This is a genomic window from Sinomonas cyclohexanicum, from assembly GCF_020886775.1.
GTDB classification, from domain to species: Bacteria; Actinomycetota; Actinomycetes; order Actinomycetales; family Micrococcaceae; genus Sinomonas; species Sinomonas cyclohexanicum.
Genome location: NZ_AP024525.1, coordinates 782341 through 797890, shown reverse-complemented (window position 1 = coordinate 797890; position 15550 = coordinate 782341). Strand labels below are relative to the sequence as shown.

Genomic DNA, 15550 nt, shown 5'->3' with positions numbered 1-15550 from the left:
TCAGTGACGTTCCCCGCCTCCCCCTCATCGCCGAGCCCCGCCGCACCGCACGCCCCGGGGCTCTTCGTCGCGTTCGAGGGCGGCGACGGCGCCGGCAAGTCGACCCAGGCGCGGCTCCTCGCCGAAGCGCTGCGGGCCGAGGGCCGCGAGGTCCTGCTCACGCGGGAGCCTGGCGGGACCGAGATCGGCGAGAAGCTGCGCGGCCTCGTCCTCGAGCACGGGCACGGAGAGATCGACCCCCGTACCGAGGCCCTCATCTTCGCCGCAGCCAGGGCCGCCCACGTCGCGCAGGCGATCCGGCCCGCGCTGGCGAGGGGCGCCGTCGTGATCACGGACCGCTACATCGGCTCCTCGATCGTCTACCAGGGGATCGCCCGAGGGCTCGGCGCCGATGATGTGCGCGGGCTCAACGAGTGGGCGACCGAGGGGCTGTGGCCCGACGTGACCGTGGTGCTCGACCTCGACGCCGGCGCGGGCCGCGCGCGCCGCACCGCCGGGGATGCCGCCGAGGACCGCCTCGAGTCCGAGCCGGACGCCTTCCACCGCAGCGTGCGGGACGCGTTCCTGGGCCTCGCCCGCTCCCACCCCGCTTCCTACCTTGTCCTCGACGCCGCCCGGCCGCCCCAGGCGCTCGCGGCGGACGTCCTGGCTCAGGTGCGCGCGGCGCTGCCGGCGTCGTCCCCGGCGGGCGGGGGCCGCCCATGAGCGTCTGGGACGACTTGCGCGGCCAGGCGCCCGTGGTGGAGCAGCTCCGGCGCGCCGCCGCGGGCGAGGGCCTCACCCACGCGTGGCTGTTCACGGGCCCGCCCGGGTCCGGGCGCTCGACGGCGGCGAAGGCCTTCGCCGCGGCCCTCACCTGCGAGGTCGAGGACGTCACGGCGCGCGGCTGCGGCGTGTGTGCCGGCTGTCAGGAGGTGCTCGCGGAGACGCACCCCGACGTGGAGTTCGTGCGCACGGAGGCCGTGCAGATCTCGATCAAGGACGCGCGCGAGATGGTCGCCAAGGCCGGCGACAGGCCTCAGAGCGGGCGGTACCGCATCATCGTGGTGGAGGATGCCGACCGGATGGCCGAGCGCACCACGAACGTGCTCCTGAAGGCGATCGAGGAGCCGACCCCCCGCACTGTCTGGATGTTGTGCGCCCCCTCGCCCGCGGACGTGCTCGTCACGATCCGCTCCCGCTGCCGCCCGGTGGGCCTGCGCCTGCCTCCGGTGGCGGACGTCGCGGCCCTGCTAGTGGAGCGCGACGGCGCCGACCCGCACCTCGCGCTCGAGGCCGCGCGCGCCGCCCAGAGCCACATCGGGATCGCCCGGCGCCTCGCGCACGACGCCGCGGCCCGGGAGCGCCGCACCGAAACCGTCCGGGCGCCTCTGGCCCTCACGACGGTCTCACAGGCCGTGGCGCTCGCGGAGCGACTCATGAAGATCGCCACGGACGAGGCGACTTCCTCCAACGACGAGCGCGACGCCGCGGAGCGCGCTCGGCTCCTCGAGACCCTCGGGGTTGCCGAGGGAGACAGGCTCCCGCCGTCGCTGCGCGGCCAGGTCCGCCAGCTCGAGGAGGAGCAGAAGCGCCGGGCCAAGCGCTCGGTGACCGATTCCCTCGACCGCACCCTCACGGACCTGCTCTCGTTCTACCGGGACGTGCTCATGCTGCAGCTCGGCGGCGACGTCGAGCCCGTCAACGCCGAGCTCGTCGCCGAGATCCGCGGGTTCGCCGAATCGTCCACGCCCGAGGCGACCTTGGCCCGCATGGACGCGATCAACACGACCCGCCAGCGCATCACCACCACGAACGTCGCGCCGCTCCTCGCGGTCGAGGCGATGGCCGTGGCCCTGATCTGAGGAGACCTGTGACCCACGTCCGGAAGCTGTCCGTGCTGCTCGCCGCGCTCACCGCGGCGCTGCTCGTGCTGACGGGCTGCATGCCGTTCGGCGGGACCGCGGCCCAGCCGAGCGGTGACCCCGATGCGACGCAGGGCGCGCCCGCGGGGCTCGAACGGTTCTACAGCCAGGACGTCTCGTGGTCGCCGTGCGAGGGCGGGCAGTTCGAGTGCGCGAGCGTCTCGGTCCCGATCGACTACGCGAATCCATCCGGTGACACGGCGAAGCTGGCCCTCATCCGGCTGACCGGCCGCCGGGCCAAGGCGACGCTCCTCGTGAATCCCGGCGGCCCGGGCGGCTCGGGCTACGACATGGTGAAGGACTCCGCCCAGACCATGTTCACCGGCAAGCTGCTCGACTCCTACAGCATCATCGGGTTCGACCCCCGCGGCGTGAAGCGCTCCGCCCCCGTGACGTGCGTGGGCAACGCGGAGCAGGACGCCCGCCGCCAGGTCACCGATGACTACTCGACCGATGCCGGCCTCCAGGCCGCATTCGCGCGGCAGAAGCAGCTCGTCGACGCGTGCGCGGCCAACAGCGGCCCGATCCTCGCGCACACCGACACGATCAGCGCCGCGAAGGACATGGACATCATCCGTGCGGCGGCCGCCCGCCAAGTGCAGCTGGACTACCTCGGCTACTCCTACGGCACGTTCCTCGGAGCAACCTATGCGGGCCTGTTCCCCAACAGGGTGGGACGCATGGTGCTCGACGGCGCCCTGGACCCGTCGCTGAGCAACACCGACATCACCCGCGGCCAGGCGAGGGCCTTCGAGGCCGCGGTGCACACGTACGTGCGCTCGTGCCTCTCCCAGTCCGGCTGCCCGCTCACGGGGCCCGAGGACGCCGCGGTGGCCCAGATCCAGGAACTCCTCGCATCGGTCGCGGCGCACCCGCTGCCGACGAGCAGCGGCCGGATCGTCAACGGCACCGACTTCGTCAACGGCTTCATCCTGCCGCTGTACAACGACAGCAACTACCCGGCCCTGACGAGCGCACTCAAGACCGCCCTGCGCGGCGATGGCAGCGGCATGCTCCGCCTCGCCGACCTCGCCGCGGACCGCGAGCAGGACGGCACCTACAGCTCCAACAGCACGTTCGCGTTCATGGCATACAACTGCCTCGACTACCCGATGGACGCCAGCACGACGGCGATGCGCACCGAGGCGGAGCAGCTCGCGCAGGACTCCCCCACGCTCGGCTCGTTCTTCGCGTACGGCGCCGTGAACTGCCGCGACTGGCCGTACAAGCCGGTCCGCACCCCGGCGCCCGCCCACTACGCGGGCAAGAGCCCGATCCTCGTGGTCGGCACCACCGGGGATCCGGCCACGCCGGTCGAGTGGGCCGGGAACCTGCGTTCCCAGCTCGGCAACGCCGCCCTGCTGACGTGGAAGGGCGAGGGCCACACCGCCTATGGCCGCGGCTCGACCTGCGTGGACAACGCCGTCGACGCGTACCTCGTGGACAAGGCGGCCCCCACCGACGGCGCGCGCTGCTGAACGCTGACCGAAGAGATCCGCCGAACTCGCGTCATGGACGCTCGGGCGGGGATTCTCAAGATGTCGGCGGCCACCACGCTGGGGGTGGTGGCCGCCACCGTCCGACTCCGGCAGCTCGACGGACCGGCCAGCGGTCGTTTTGACCCCGGCGGCACGACTCGTCTAGAGTGGTTTCCCGGTGGTTCCGCCTCGAGCGGGAGCACTGGAATGCCTCCTTAGCTCAGACGGTAGAGCGTCTCACTCGTAATGAGAAGGTCAGCAGTTCGATCCTGCTAGGAGGCTCCGATACGGAAGACCCCGTCCAGCGGTGCTGGACGGGGTCTTGTGTTTGTGTGTGAAGGAATGTCTCGCTCAGTGCGAGGGCATCACCCGGTGGTGCCTGGCATCCATAGCCGGTTTGAAGGCCGCAGCTGTCACTCCAGCGGCGATGATGCCGGCGATCCACGATGTCCAGGACGCTCCCGTGTGGCTTGTGTACATGCCCATCCACGGGGACACGAACAGAAGCACGCCGAGGGCGCACTGCACGTATTCGAGCCACGGCGTGCCGGGCAGCGACAGGTTGAGGACACCCGAGACAATCAGCAGGATCCCGAACACGAGCATCAGCGACATGGACGAGGTAGTCTGCGACGTCCACATCGTTGCCAGCGCCGCGTAGAGGCCCGCCACGATTGCGACGTAGTCCTCCCAACGCGTCCACTTCTTCATGGGTTGCTCTCCTCCCAACTCTCAACCCCCCGGTCCCCCCGGGGGACTCGGTCAGTGCTGGTGCTGTTCGGTGCATGTGCGCCGCGCAAGAAGACGCTGGCCGATTCCAGTACACGCCGGAGATTGCCTGCTGTAAAGGGCACGCGCACCCTAGCGGTGAGTCAGTTCATCTGTTTCCACGGACGTGCCCGCCTTTTCGTCGCCGGGCGCATGCAGCACCATGACGGGGCATGCGGCGTGTTCTGCACAGGCGCGGCTCACCGAGCCGAGCAGCATGCCCATGAAGCCCCCCAGTCCGCGCGAGCCGACCACGAGCATCGAGGCATCGCGGCTGGCCTCCACGAGGACCTGCGCGGGGCGCCCCTGGACGGTCCGGGCCGTCAGGCCAGCAGGGCGCTGGTCTCCAAAGGCGTCCTTGAGCGCGCCCTCGAGCACCGTGGCGGCGTCCTCTTCGGGGTTCCAGCCGACGCCGGGGTACTCTGCGAATCCGGCGGCGCTCGCGGGGATGTGCCAGGCCGCGACAGCCGTGATCGGGCCGCCCAAGGTCGGCTCGAGCCGTGCGGCCCATTTGAGTGCTTCGATCGAGAGGGGCGAGCCGTCGACGCCGACGACGATACCGAGCTCCGGGCGGGCGGACTCCTGTGCTTCGCTCATGGCCCGAGACTACGGCCCGCGGTCCGGCAGGGCTAGGGACTTAGGGCCGTGACCGAGTCGAAGTGTCGGCCCGTGCGGTGGAGGCTGCACGCCCCGCCGCCGGGCCGATGATGGGCCGACGGCCCTCGGGCCGGTGGCCGTGGAAGGAGACTCAATGCTTGCGGAGGGCCGCGATGAGGTCGGCCTTGCGCATTGACGAGTACCCATGCATCCCGAGCTGCTTGGCCCGCGCACGCAACTGCATGACAGTGCGGTCCTCATACCGCACCACAGCACCGCCGCGACGCGCGGCCCGAGCCTTGATCGCGTTCTCTGCCATCTGTGCACTCCTGTCGATCGATGCTGCCCCATCCTCGATCACCCACCGTGGGGCACGCCATTACCGTAGGACTGGAAACAAATCAAGCACAAGGGGCGGCGTGTCGGTTCTTCAATTACGCATGCGGCACCATGCCGCACAGCTCCTCAAACGGCGTCGATGTCCCGCGGAGGGCCGATTCCGCCGTCCTCGGCGCCCGGTTCGCCCTCATGGGCAGGAAGCCGCCGGATGACCTCGGTCTCGGGAATCGGCGTAGGCTCTGGCCTCCGCACGATGACGGCCGGCAGCCCGAGGAAGAGGGTCAGGCACAGGAAGGCGAGCGCACCCGCCACAACCCAAGACTGCCAGAGCCCCATGACGACGTCGAAGATGAGGGAGCATGTGCCCACGATCAGCAGGCCGGCCAGGCCTAGCCCCACCTTGGCTGCCCACACGCCGCTCGTGACGAGCCGGTTCTTGACCTGCCTACGGAAGAGCCGCCGGTGGACGCTGAGCGGGGTGAGCACGACCAGGATCGCGACGGCCGCGGCGACCACGAGAACCAGGTACAGCGTCCTCGCATAGGAGTCGAGCACCGTGAAGCGCGCTTGGAACGGCAGGATCAGGAGGAAGCCGCCGATGAGCTGGAGCCCGGTCTGGAGGATCCGGAGCTCCTGCAGGATCTCCGACCAGTTCCGGTCCAGCTTCTCGGCGTACGTCTCGCGGCGGTGGTAGAGGACCAGTCGCTGGGGGCGGCCCTCAGTGGTTCCGGAGGGCATCGATCAGCTCGTCCTTGCGCATCGAGGAGTAGCGCTCGATCCCAAGCTCCTTGGCGCGATCGCGGAGCTCCTCCACCGTCCGGTCCTCGTAGTTCTCCGCTGCTCCGCCACGGTGGCCCACGGAACTGCGGCCCTCCTTGGCCGCCGCGTTGGAGATGCGCGCGGCCTTCTCTTTCGAGGCGCCCTCGTCCCGCAGCTCCTCGTACATCTTCGGATCCTTGATGCTCGGAGGCGTCTTCTTCTCTGGCATGTCAGTTCTCCTTCCCCGCAGGCCAACAGGGGCGAAGGCCCGCGTAGGCTTCTGTTTCCCCGCCCGCGCGGACTCACACCGCGCGGCCGAGGCCGGCGATCGCGCGGGCGAGGCCCGTCGTCGACCGTCCGGGCTCAAGCGGTACCCTGACGATCTCGCCGCCCCAGCGGCGCAGCAGGCCGGGCTCCGGCGCCCTCTCGTCCTCCGGACCCGTAGCCCAGATATCGGGGCGCAGCTCGCGCAGGAGACTCTCAGGCGTGTCCTCGGAGGACACCTCGACGGCGTCCACGCAGCTGAGTGCCAGAGCAGTTCGACCCGGTCCGCCTGTGACATGAGGGGGCGGGCACCACCCTTGATCCGGCGGATCGACTCGTCCGAATCGAGGCACACCACAAGGCAGTCTCCAAGGTCGCGGGCGGCTTCGAAGAGCCGAAGGTGCCCGGCATGGAGAACGTCGAAGGACCCGCCCACCGCGACCACGCGGCCGCCGAGCGCCTGCACGCGGCGCGCGAGCGCGAACGCCGCGCTCTCCTCCGGCTCCGTCTCGCCCGCGTCTGGAGCAGGAGCGAGGACGGGGCGCACGGTATCAAGCGAGCACACGCCACCGCGGCCCAGGAACGACGCCGAGGCGGAGACGGCGGCCTCGACGGCGGACTGGATCTCTTGGCCCTCGGCGAGGCCAGTGGCAAGGCTCGCAACGAAGCGGCCGCCCGCCCCTGACGAGTCGTCGATGCGCAGTCCCGCGATGGGCGCGGCGATGTGGACGTCCGTCTCAAGGCCGCACAGGAGCGCGCCCCGCTCGGCGAGAGTCACGACGACGGCGCCCGCGGCCCACCGCTGCCGCAGTCGGCCCGCGGCGCTCGCCACAGCACGGAGGTCGCTGACCGGGCGGCCGGAGAGGGCGAGCAGCTCGGGCAGGTTGGGGGTCACGGCGGCAGCGTGGCTTGTCGGGCGGGCACCTCTGGGGTGCGGGTCCCAGACAACGGGCACGCGCCGGGCGGCCGAGGCGAGGGCGGCGCGCAGGGTCGGCGCGTCGGCGACGCGGCGTCCGCGGTCGGCCACGATGATGGCATCGACCCCCTCGAGCGAGTCGATCATCGACTGGTCCACGAGCGGGAACGGACGGGACTTGCAGCCCTCGTCGACGCGGGCGATCCGCTGGCCGTCCGCCGTGACGCGCATCCTGACCGGCGTCGGGCCCCCGAGCGCGCCCGCGCTCACCTGCACTCCGTCCAGCAGTCCCCGGAGCCGCTGGGCCGCATGGTCATCGGCCAGCGCGGTGACGAGGACGACGTCGTGCCTGTCCTCCGCAAGCAGCCTCGCTGCGAGGCCCGCGCCGCCGGCGCGCTCCTGCCGCTGGGCGACGTCGACGACCGGTGCCGGGGCGTCGGGGCAGAGCCTCGTGGCATGGCCGCGGAGGTCGATGTCCATGAGCGTGTCGCCCACCACTGCAATACGCACGTCATTCCTCCCACGGTCTGTCCGCGCCGGCGGTCATGCGCCGGGCGCGCTGCGGCGTTCGGCGGCGAGGCCGCGACGGGCGGCGGAGCGGGAAGCGTCGCTCCCTGCGGCGTGCACGGTCTTGGGGGCCGCCGGGTGCCCGGGCGTTGCATGGGCGGGATCCACGCCACGAGACTGTACGCACATCCTCAGGCCCCCTCCTCGACGCGGCGGAGGCGCAGGCGGGATCTGACGACGTCCGGTTCCGGCCGCGCCCAGTTGTCGCGCATGTCGTAGTAGATCCACTCGGTGTCCGCGGCGACATGGTCCCACGTGTGCTTGCTCCGGGCACACTGCAGCCCGGCCTCGCCGAGCCTGGCCCGCAGCTGGGGATCGTCTGCCAGCCTAGAGATCGCCGTCGCGAGTGCGCGCGGGTCCCTGGGCGGGACGTGGAGGCCCGTGACGCCGTCGACCGTCGCGTCTGCGAGCCCTCCCACGTCAGCGACCACGGTCGGGACGCCGGTCGCCATGGCCTCGAGAGGCACGACGCCTAAACCTTCGAACGACGGGCAGCAGACCACGGCGTCGAGGCTCCGCATGAGCTCAGGCATCGCCTCGTGAGGCACCTGCCCAGCGAAGATGACCTGGCCGCCCACACCCCGGGATGCGGCCAAGTCCCGCAGGCGTCGCGCCTCGGGGTCGGAGGCCACCCGGTCCTTGGCCACGGGGCCGCCCACCACGAGCAGTTCGACGTCCTTCCGGCCCGTCCGGGCGAGAAGTGCGAGCGCCTCGATGACGGTGTCGACGCCCTTGCCTCGGACGAGCCGGCCGATGGTGGCGAGCCGAAAGCGCTGTCCGCGCGGGCGGGCCGGCCCGTCGGGCGTGAACAGCTCGGTGTCAACGCCGCGGGGCGCGACCGAGATGCGCTGGCGGTGGGCGCCGAGCCTGCGCAGCTCAAACGCCTCGTCGGGAGAGGTGGCGATGACCCGGTCCACCGAGCGGGCCACCCACGGCTCGAGGATCTTGCGCTCAGGCGGGCTCGTGTCCTCGCGGTCCTGATGCCGGCGCTCGATCGTCCCGAGGGCGTGAAACGTCTCCGCGACCACAGGGGGATCGATCCCACGGTCTTGAAGCCTGCCGACGGCCTCGATGCACGCAACGCCGGACATCCAGAAGTGGCCGTGGACCACGTCGGGGGCCCCCTCGGACCACAGGTCCGCAAGCCGGTCAGCGAATTCGGGGATGAACGGGAGGATCTTCTCCTTGAGGACCGTGCGCGGAGGCCCTGCGTCGACGTTGACGAGGCCCACGCCGTTGGGGAGCATCTGCTCCCAGTGGAGTCTCATGCTGTCGCGGCGCGTGTACACCGTGACTGAGTGTCCGCGCCGGACCAGCGCGGCGGCCAGCTCCGCCACATGGACGTTCTGGTCGCCCGTGCCGTCGGCGCGGGCCGCGGCAAGGGGACTCGCGTGTCCCGAGACCATCGCGATCTTCACGGGAGTCCGCCTTCCGGCCCCCGCGGTTCCCCGACTGCGTGCCAGGCGAGGCCGCGCATCACGCCGCGCTCCCCATGCTCGGGGAGTCGTCCGCCGCGGTGGTGAGGTAGGCCAGGTGCGTCATGTCCGGACCGAGCGCGAGGGTGACGGCGGACCACAGGTCGCCTGCCACGGTCGGCGCCTCGAGGATCTCTCTGCGCAGGGTGGCCGGACTCGGCACCAGGATTCCCCGGGCCCCGGCGCGGCGCGCAGCGCACATGTCCCTGCCGAGGTCCCCGATCACCACGACGTCGTGAGGAGCGAGTCCAAGCTGGCGGCACGCGGCAAGGATGAGTCCGGCCTTCGGCTTCCGGCAGCGGCAGCCGTCCTGAGGAGCGTGCGGGCACACCTGCCACGTGTCGAAGTGCCCGAGGAGGTCCTCGACCCGGGCGTTGACGGCCCGCACGCCCTCCGGCTCCACGAGGCCCAGGGCCACACCAGACTGGTTGGTGACAACGCCAGTTCGCACCCCGACGGACCGCAGCCTCTCAAGGGCCTTCCGCGCGCCCGGGAGGGTGCGTACAAGGGCGGGATCGCCGTTGTACGGGACATCGATGACGAGAGTCCCGCCCCGGTCGAACAGCACCGCCGCGGGAGCCCGGCGCCGCCTGCTGGTCATTGTCTTCATAGGGTATTAATGCCCTTGCGCGGAGTACACTAAACGAATCTCGGGGGTCTCTGCCCCCTCAATCCGCTCAAGACGCGGGCGTGTTCACTTACGTGTGTCAGGAGCCACAGTGGACCAGTCTTCCGCACGCCCCGTTGTCCTCGCCCTCCGCGCTCTGGACCTCGGCCAACTTCTCGTGGCGGTCCCGGCACTCAGGGGTCTACGGCGCGCATTCCCGTCCCATGAGCTTGTGCTTGCCGCGCCCGCGGGGCTTGCGCCGGTGGTGCCGCTCATCGGCGGTATCAACCGTCTGCTCGGCACCCCGGATGTAGAGGGCCCGCTGCGATGGCGAGGCCCCGTGGACATCGCCGTCGACCTCCACGGCCATGGTCCGAAGAGCCGTACGCGGCTTGAGGAGCTCTCCCCCACGTACCGGATCGGGCACGCTGCCCCCGGGTGGGCGGGGCCTGAGTGGGACGACGAGTTCCCCGGACGCGAGCGCTGGGCGCGGCTCATGTCCTGGCACGGGATCGAGGCCAGCCCCGACGACCTCGGACTCTGCCCGCCCGAGGCGCCCGCTCCGGTCGAGGCAGCGACGGTCCTCCACGTCGGAGCCGCCCCCGGAGGACGACAGTGGCCCGTGGAGCGGTTCGCCGACGTCGCTGCGGTCCTCGCGCTGAAGGGGCACCGGGTCGTCGTAGCCGGCGACGCGAAGGACGCCTTCCGGGCGGCCGCCGTCGTACGCGGCGCGGGACTTCCGCGATCATCCTGCGTGGCCGGAACCTGGGACCTTGTGGACCTCGTGGCGGCCGTCGCGGCCGCCCGCGTGGTCATCACCGCGGACTCGTCGGCCAGTCAACTCGCGAACGCGTACCGCACACCCTCCGTGGTGCTCTTCGACCAGTCCACGAGGCAGGAATGGAACTCCCCACCGGACGGTCCGCACATCGCGCTTGCGGAGGGCCAGACTCGGCCGGGTGTACCGTTCCCAGAGACGCTCGAGCCGGGCTCGCTGGCGGTCCTGCCGGGCACCGTCCTCGACGCCGTTGACCGCCTCGAGATACTGGGTCTCGGCAGAGCGCACGACGCCGCGGATCACCACCGCGAGTACCTCGCCGTGCGCTGAGCGCAGCGGGGCTGATTGGTCGGAGCTGGAGGGGAGCTAAGCATGAAAGATCAGGGTGCACCGGGCAGGCGTCCATTCGGGGTGGAGGAGGAATTGCTCCTGCTGGACCCGCTCACGGGCCGGCCCACGGCGCTGGCAGATCAGGTGCTGAAGACTGCCGGCCGCCCGGACACCTTGGACTACGAGTTCAAGCTCGACCAGATCGAGGTCCAGACACGGCCGTGTGGGGACCACGACGGACTGCTGCGCGAGATCATCGCCGGCCGCCGGCTGGCCGACAGCGCAGCACGGGCACTCGGCGCCCGCGCCGTCCCTCTGGCGACCTCGCCTCTAGGCTCGCCCAGCATGCTCGCCCCGGGTCTGCGGTTCGCCCGGATCTCCGACGAGTACGGCATCACCGCGGAGGAGCAGCTCACCTGCGCCCTCCACGTCCATGTCCACGTCAACTGTCCCGAGGAAGGCGTGGCTGTGCTGGACCGGATCCGCGACTGGCTCCCCCTCCTCATTGCCCTCAGCGCCAACTCGCCCTTCTGGCACGGACGTGACACCGGGTACGCGAGCTTCCGCACCCAGGCCTGGAATCGCTGGCCCACCGCGGGGCCGCGAGAGCTGTACGGCACCCTCGGCGCCTACCGCGCCGCCATCAGCGCCATGACCGGCACCGGCGTCGCCTTCGACGAGGGCATGGCCTACTTCGACGCGCGCCTCTCAGCCAAGCACCCCACCGTCGAGATCCGCGTCGCAGACGTCCCGCTCGTGCCCGAGGACTCCGCCCTCATCGCCGTCGTGGCCCGCGCCCTCGTCGAGACCGCCGCACGCGAGGCCGCTCACGGCGCCGCGCCCTTGGCCCAATCCGTGTCGTCCCTCCGGCTCGCCGCCTGGCGCGCCAGCCGCTCCGGCCTCGCCGGCGACCTCATCCACCCCATGACCGGCGTCCCGGTGCCCGCAGCCGAGGCCATCGACGCCCTCCTGTGCCATCTCGCCCCGGTCCTGCGGGAGGGGAACGAACTCGCCCTGGCCGAGGCCGGGATCGCCGCGCTGTTCGACCGTGGCACCGGCGAACGTGCCCAGCGACGTGCGGCGGCCCGCACCGGCCTGCGCAGCATTGCCGACCTCGCCGCCAGCACAGTGGACGAGGGTGGAGAGGTGGACGACCCCGATCTGGCCCGCGAGCGTCTGGGAGATGACCATCTGGGAACAGGGGCCTCGAGTTCGCTCGGCGGCTGACCTGAGTTCTCCTGACCGTGCTACGGCGTCTCCTGACCGTGGTACGGCGGGCTGTCCGGCGAGCGGGCGCCGCCTCGCAGTCCGCCATGCTCTGCTTCTAGGCCGCCATGCGCTGCCGGAGCTTCTCAAGCAGCTTCCTGAGGAGCCGGGATACCTGCATCTGGCTCACCCCGAGCTCCTCTGCAATCTGGCTCTGCGTCTTCTCCTCGACGAACCGCAGGCGCAGTAGCCTCCTGTCCGCCACGGAGGCATCAGAGAGCGCCTCCGCGAGGTCGTCCATCTGCTCCACCCGCTCGTAGCCGGGGTCCTCCCCGCCGAGGACGACCATGACGCGGCGCTCCTCGGGGTCATCGGACATGTCGCCATGCTCGACCGGCTGACCCACCATGGCGGTTTCCGCGATCTGGGCCTCCGCCACGTCACTCGCGGCGACGCCGGCCGCTGTGCTCAGCTCCGCAGTCGACGGCTCGTGGCCGAGTTCTTGGGCGAGTCGCGGACGAATGGCGTTGATCTTGAGCCGGAGCTCTTGAAGAGCGCGCGGGGGGCGGACGACCCATGACTGGTCGCGCATGTAGCGCTTGAGCTCTCCCGTGATGGTGGGCACCGCGTACGGGACGAACCCGTGCCCAAACGCCTCACGGTACCTCCGCGCGGCCTTGAGCAGTCCGAGCCGTGCCACTTGGCGCAGGTCCTCTCTGTCGTGGCCAGCGCAGCGGAAGCGCCTGGCCAGGGCGTCGGCGACGCCGAGATACTCGAGCACGAGCCTGCCCGCCTCCTGTGCGCGGGCGGTCGTCGTCTGTGCAGCGCTGGAGCGGGTGAAGGGTCCCAACAGTGGCCAACCGGCAAGGGATCCGCTGGGTGCCCCGGCGATTCCGGTGACGAAGGGGACTGGCAGGAGACCCTGCCGCTTCAAGACGTTCATTGCGAGTTTTCCTCCTCGCTGGGGTTAGGGAAAGAGCAGGAGCTATAGGTCGGTAGGCGCCTCCCCCGTGCGGGCTGTGGTGGTGACTTCGATCGGCCTCGCCACGGAGACCACCGATCCCGAGATATGGCTCGAGTTCGTAGAGGCAAGATAGACCAGGGCGTCGAGCTGAGCCGATTCTGCGGTCACCTGGCCGTCGGGGGGCGCATCGAGGGCCGCAGCCACGGCGGGATCGAGCCATGGGCCACCGACCACGGCGTTCACTCGAATCCCGCGCTCCATGAGAATGGCTGCCCAGTCCTGAGTGGTGTCGACGACGGCGGCGGCGAGCGCCTGATGCGCCGCGGTGAGCGTCTGGACAGACATCGCCACGACGTTGATGATGCTCGCCCCGGCCTTCATCGCTGCCAGTGCAGCCTCGGTGGTTGTCACGAGACGTCCCATAAACTGCGTGAGGGCGCGCTCCACCTCGTATGACCGTTGGTCAGGATCCGGGCTGTCGCCCGGCAGGGCCCCGGGTCCGATGTTCACGAGGACGTCGAGTCCCCCGAGCTCCCGGACAGCCGCCTCAGCGGCCAAGGTCCCGTCCGATTCCCCGGTGGGGATGCCCCGGGCTGTTTCCACAACGGCGCCTGCGCGTTCGAACACCGTGCCGAGCCTTGCGGCAAGCTCGGCGTCCTCCCCCATGATGAGCACGCGGCGCATCTGTAATCGCGCCGCTTGGGTCATGACGACGATAAACTCCAGTTTCTGCAGAAAGGCATCCACAACGATGGCGCCAGCTGCTTGACTCCATTTCCACCGTAGGCACAGCACGGATCAGGCTTCAATGACTTGAGCCGAAGCTCCTCTGGGTCTCAGCGCTGCTGAGAAGGCGGAAGTCTTGTGTTGCGCTGGCGCAGGGACGGGGCCTCCGACCTGACGCCGCGCATCCCCGCGCCCTACGTGCCCGGACCACTCCGCGGCGTAGAGCGCAGGACGTCGGCGAGACAGGAGTCTGACATCGTCCCGCCCCGCGTGGTCAGATTCCTCCCCTCGTGGAAGGCGAGCAGCAACCTGGGATCCACGTAGGAGCCCCGGGCAACGGCGGAGGTGTTGTGCAGCCATTCCGCCGCATCAGCGACAGCAGCGCGCCATGCAGAGTCCGCATCCGAACCCCTCGCGCCCTCCCTCACGAGGGCCTCCGCGGCCACCACGGTGCCCCGCCACGTCCTGAGGTCCTTAGCGCTGGCAGATATGCCGGCCTTCTGCCGGAGGTACACATTCACCGCCGATGCGCTGAGTGGATGAAAACCTGCCTCGTCTTCGAACCCGAGGGCCCGGCTCCGAGCACCCCCGCGCGGGCGCGCGGCCAGATATGCGGCGAGGTCCGTGTCCTTGAGCTCGAGACACCACCGCATGCCAGACTTGCCCGGGAAGTCGAAGGCGACCAGATCGCCGTCGAGCGTCACGTGACGACGCTGCAGGGTGGTGACCCCGAAGGAGCCATGCCTCCGTGCGTAGCGCCGGCTCCCCACCCGGAACCCGGCGCGGTCCACGAGCCGCAGCGCAGCTGCCAGGGCTTGTTCACGGGCGCCGCTGCGGCCGCGCAGGTCTGCCGTCACGGCACGGCGGATCGCGGGCAGCCGCTCAGCAAGTTCCAGGGCGCGATCGAACTTCCGAGCGTCCTGGCGGTCCCGCCAGCGCTGGGCATACAGGTACTGCTTGCGCCCGGCCGCATCGACCCCCGTCGCCTGCACGTGCTCGCGCGCCGATCCCGCAATCCGGACGTTCCGCCATGCCGGTGGGATCGCGAGGGCCTCGATCCTGGCGAGTGCCTCAGGGTCAGTGACCCTGCCGCCATCCGCGTCGCGGTACGTGAAGCCACTTCCAGCGCGGCGTCTGAGGATTGCGCCCCGCCCCGAGCGACGCGAAGGAGCGCCAGCCTCGTGATGCCGGCGCTCCTTCATTGCTGCAACCCGTTCACTGGTCGCGTCTACTCAGCGATGGTCCCCGCGTGGCCGGGCATCGTCATGCAGGCGACGGGCGTCGTCATCGCGAACATCGCCGTCGCGAACATCGCCGTCGCGAACGTCACCGTCGCGAACGTCACCGTCGCGAACGCCGCCGGCGGCAGCGCGACGCTCGGTCGCCCATCCGTCCTGGCGATCGTCGGCGCGGGGGCGATCGTCAGCGTGACGGCCGTCGTCGCTCCTGTCGCGGAGCGCCTCGCGGTCCGCCTCGGTGCGCCGGTCCGCCTCGGTGCGCCGGTCCGGGTCGAGCTCGTCCGCCTTGCGGCGCTGCTCTTCGATGCGGGCACGGTCTTCATCCGTGCCCTCGCTGCGGTCCTTGGCCTCCTGGCGCAGGCGTGCGGCCTCGACCTCGGCCCTCTTGGCGCGCGCCTCGGCCTCCTGGCCTCTGGCCTCCCGCTCCCGGACGTCGATCTCGCGGCGTTCTGCCTCAGCACGCATCTCCTCGGCGCGGTCGCGCAGACGCTGCTTGTGCGCCTCGGACCGACGTCTGGACAGGGCGATCGCAACGACCACGATGACGATGATCACGACGATGGCGACAATGATCCACGTCAGCTGGGTGGGATCCATGGAAGCACCTCCTGGGTGTCGGGTTCTCCCCTCGTAG

General features: G+C 70.6%; 17 protein-coding genes, 1 tRNA gene and 1 pseudogene. 6 read left to right on the top strand and 13 right to left on the bottom strand.

The window, feature by feature from the left end:
* Positions 1-3 precede the first annotated feature (3 nt).
* The 4 genes from tmk (at position 4) to SCMU_RS03860 (ending at position 3664) form a co-directional block, all read left to right on the top strand.
* Positions 4-705 (top strand): dTMP kinase, encoded by a 702-nt coding sequence (tmk, locus tag SCMU_RS03875; protein ID WP_229231706.1) that lies wholly within the window; start codon positions 4-6, stop codon positions 703-705.
* Entirely contained in the window at positions 702-1844 is a 1143-nt protein-coding gene (locus tag SCMU_RS03870; protein WP_229231705.1) for a DNA polymerase III subunit delta', read from the top strand. The genes tmk and SCMU_RS03870 overlap by 4 nt, the downstream gene beginning before the upstream one ends.
* 8 nt (positions 1845-1852) lie before the next feature.
* Positions 1853-3382: an alpha/beta hydrolase gene (locus SCMU_RS03865; RefSeq protein WP_229231704.1), complete on the top strand. Its 1530-nt coding sequence runs from the start codon at positions 1853-1855 to the stop codon at positions 3380-3382.
* Between the two features lie 209 nt (positions 3383-3591).
* Positions 3592-3664: transfer RNA gene (locus SCMU_RS03860), tRNA-Thr, on the top strand.
* Positions 3665-3733: 69 nt separating this feature from the next.
* On the opposite strand, the gene SCMU_RS03855 is transcribed toward SCMU_RS03860, so the two are convergent.
* The 9 genes and pseudogenes from SCMU_RS03855 to SCMU_RS03820 form a co-directional block, all read right to left on the bottom strand.
* On the bottom strand, positions 3734-4093 hold the full coding sequence (locus tag SCMU_RS03855) for an SPW repeat protein (RefSeq protein WP_229231702.1): 360 nt from the start codon (positions 4091-4093) through the stop codon (positions 3734-3736).
* Positions 4094-4243: 150 nt separating this feature from the next.
* Positions 4244-4747 carry a universal stress protein gene (locus SCMU_RS03850; RefSeq protein ID WP_229231700.1) on the bottom strand — a complete coding sequence of 168 codons (504 nt, stop codon included), beginning with the start codon at positions 4745-4747 and terminating at the stop codon, positions 4244-4246.
* Between the two features lie 151 nt (positions 4748-4898).
* Positions 4899-5066 carry a Rho termination factor N-terminal domain-containing protein gene (locus tag SCMU_RS03845; RefSeq protein ID WP_229231698.1) on the bottom strand — a complete coding sequence of 56 codons (168 nt, stop codon included), beginning with the start codon at positions 5064-5066 and terminating at the stop codon, positions 4899-4901.
* Between the two features lie 146 nt (positions 5067-5212).
* Positions 5213-5824 (bottom strand): DUF6328 family protein, encoded by a 612-nt coding sequence (locus tag SCMU_RS03840; protein WP_229231697.1) that lies wholly within the window; start codon positions 5822-5824, stop codon positions 5213-5215.
* On the bottom strand, positions 5805-6074 hold the full coding sequence (locus tag SCMU_RS03835) for a Rho termination factor N-terminal domain-containing protein (protein WP_229232926.1): 270 nt from the start codon (positions 6072-6074) through the stop codon (positions 5805-5807). Before SCMU_RS03835 ends, SCMU_RS03840 begins: the two co-directional genes overlap by 20 nt.
* Before the next feature lie 336 nt (positions 6075-6410).
* Positions 6411-7505: pseudogene (locus SCMU_RS03830) on the bottom strand (PfkB family carbohydrate kinase); the annotation flags it as partial.
* Between the two features lie 63 nt (positions 7506-7568).
* Positions 7569-7700: a hypothetical protein gene (locus SCMU_RS20685; RefSeq protein WP_274602922.1), complete on the bottom strand. Its 132-nt coding sequence runs from the start codon at positions 7698-7700 to the stop codon at positions 7569-7571.
* Positions 7701-7723: 23 nt separating this feature from the next.
* Entirely contained in the window at positions 7724-9010 is a 1287-nt protein-coding gene (locus SCMU_RS03825; protein WP_229231696.1) for a glycosyltransferase, read from the bottom strand.
* 58 nt (positions 9011-9068) lie between these two features.
* Positions 9069-9677 (bottom strand): D-glycero-alpha-D-manno-heptose-1,7-bisphosphate 7-phosphatase, encoded by a 609-nt coding sequence (locus tag SCMU_RS03820; RefSeq protein ID WP_229231695.1) that lies wholly within the window; start codon positions 9675-9677, stop codon positions 9069-9071.
* Positions 9678-9786: 109 nt separating this feature from the next.
* On the opposite strand from SCMU_RS03820, the gene SCMU_RS03815 reads away from it, so the two are divergent.
* Together SCMU_RS03815 and SCMU_RS03810 are read left to right on the top strand one after the other, a co-directional pair.
* The gene (locus tag SCMU_RS03815; RefSeq protein WP_229231694.1) at positions 9787-10782 is read left to right on the top strand and encodes a glycosyltransferase family 9 protein; all 996 of its coding nucleotides are present in this window, start codon (positions 9787-9789) and stop codon (positions 10780-10782) included.
* Positions 10783-10824: 42 nt separating this feature from the next.
* A complete protein-coding gene (locus SCMU_RS03810; protein WP_229231693.1) occupies positions 10825-12009 on the top strand; it encodes a glutamate--cysteine ligase in 1185 nt (394 codons plus the stop codon).
* Between the two features lie 97 nt (positions 12010-12106).
* Here the strand turns inward: SCMU_RS03810 and SCMU_RS03805 are convergent, their stop codons facing one another.
* The 4 genes from SCMU_RS03805 to SCMU_RS03790 all read right to left on the bottom strand — a co-directional run bounded on the left by SCMU_RS03805 (position 12107) and on the right by SCMU_RS03790 (position 15513).
* Entirely contained in the window at positions 12107-12931 is an 825-nt protein-coding gene (locus tag SCMU_RS03805; protein WP_229231692.1) for a sigma-70 family RNA polymerase sigma factor, read from the bottom strand.
* Positions 12932-12973: 42 nt separating this feature from the next.
* Positions 12974-13660, bottom strand: coding sequence for an SDR family oxidoreductase (locus SCMU_RS03800; protein ID WP_229231691.1), 687 nt, complete (start codon positions 13658-13660; stop codon positions 12974-12976).
* Between the two features lie 212 nt (positions 13661-13872).
* Entirely contained in the window at positions 13873-14880 is a 1008-nt protein-coding gene (locus SCMU_RS03795; protein ID WP_229231690.1) for a DNA topoisomerase IB, read from the bottom strand.
* 30 nt (positions 14881-14910) lie between these two features.
* The gene (locus tag SCMU_RS03790) at positions 14911-15513 is read right to left on the bottom strand and encodes a hypothetical protein (protein WP_229231689.1); all 603 of its coding nucleotides are present in this window, start codon (positions 15511-15513) and stop codon (positions 14911-14913) included.
* Positions 15514-15550: the final 37 nt, after the last annotated feature.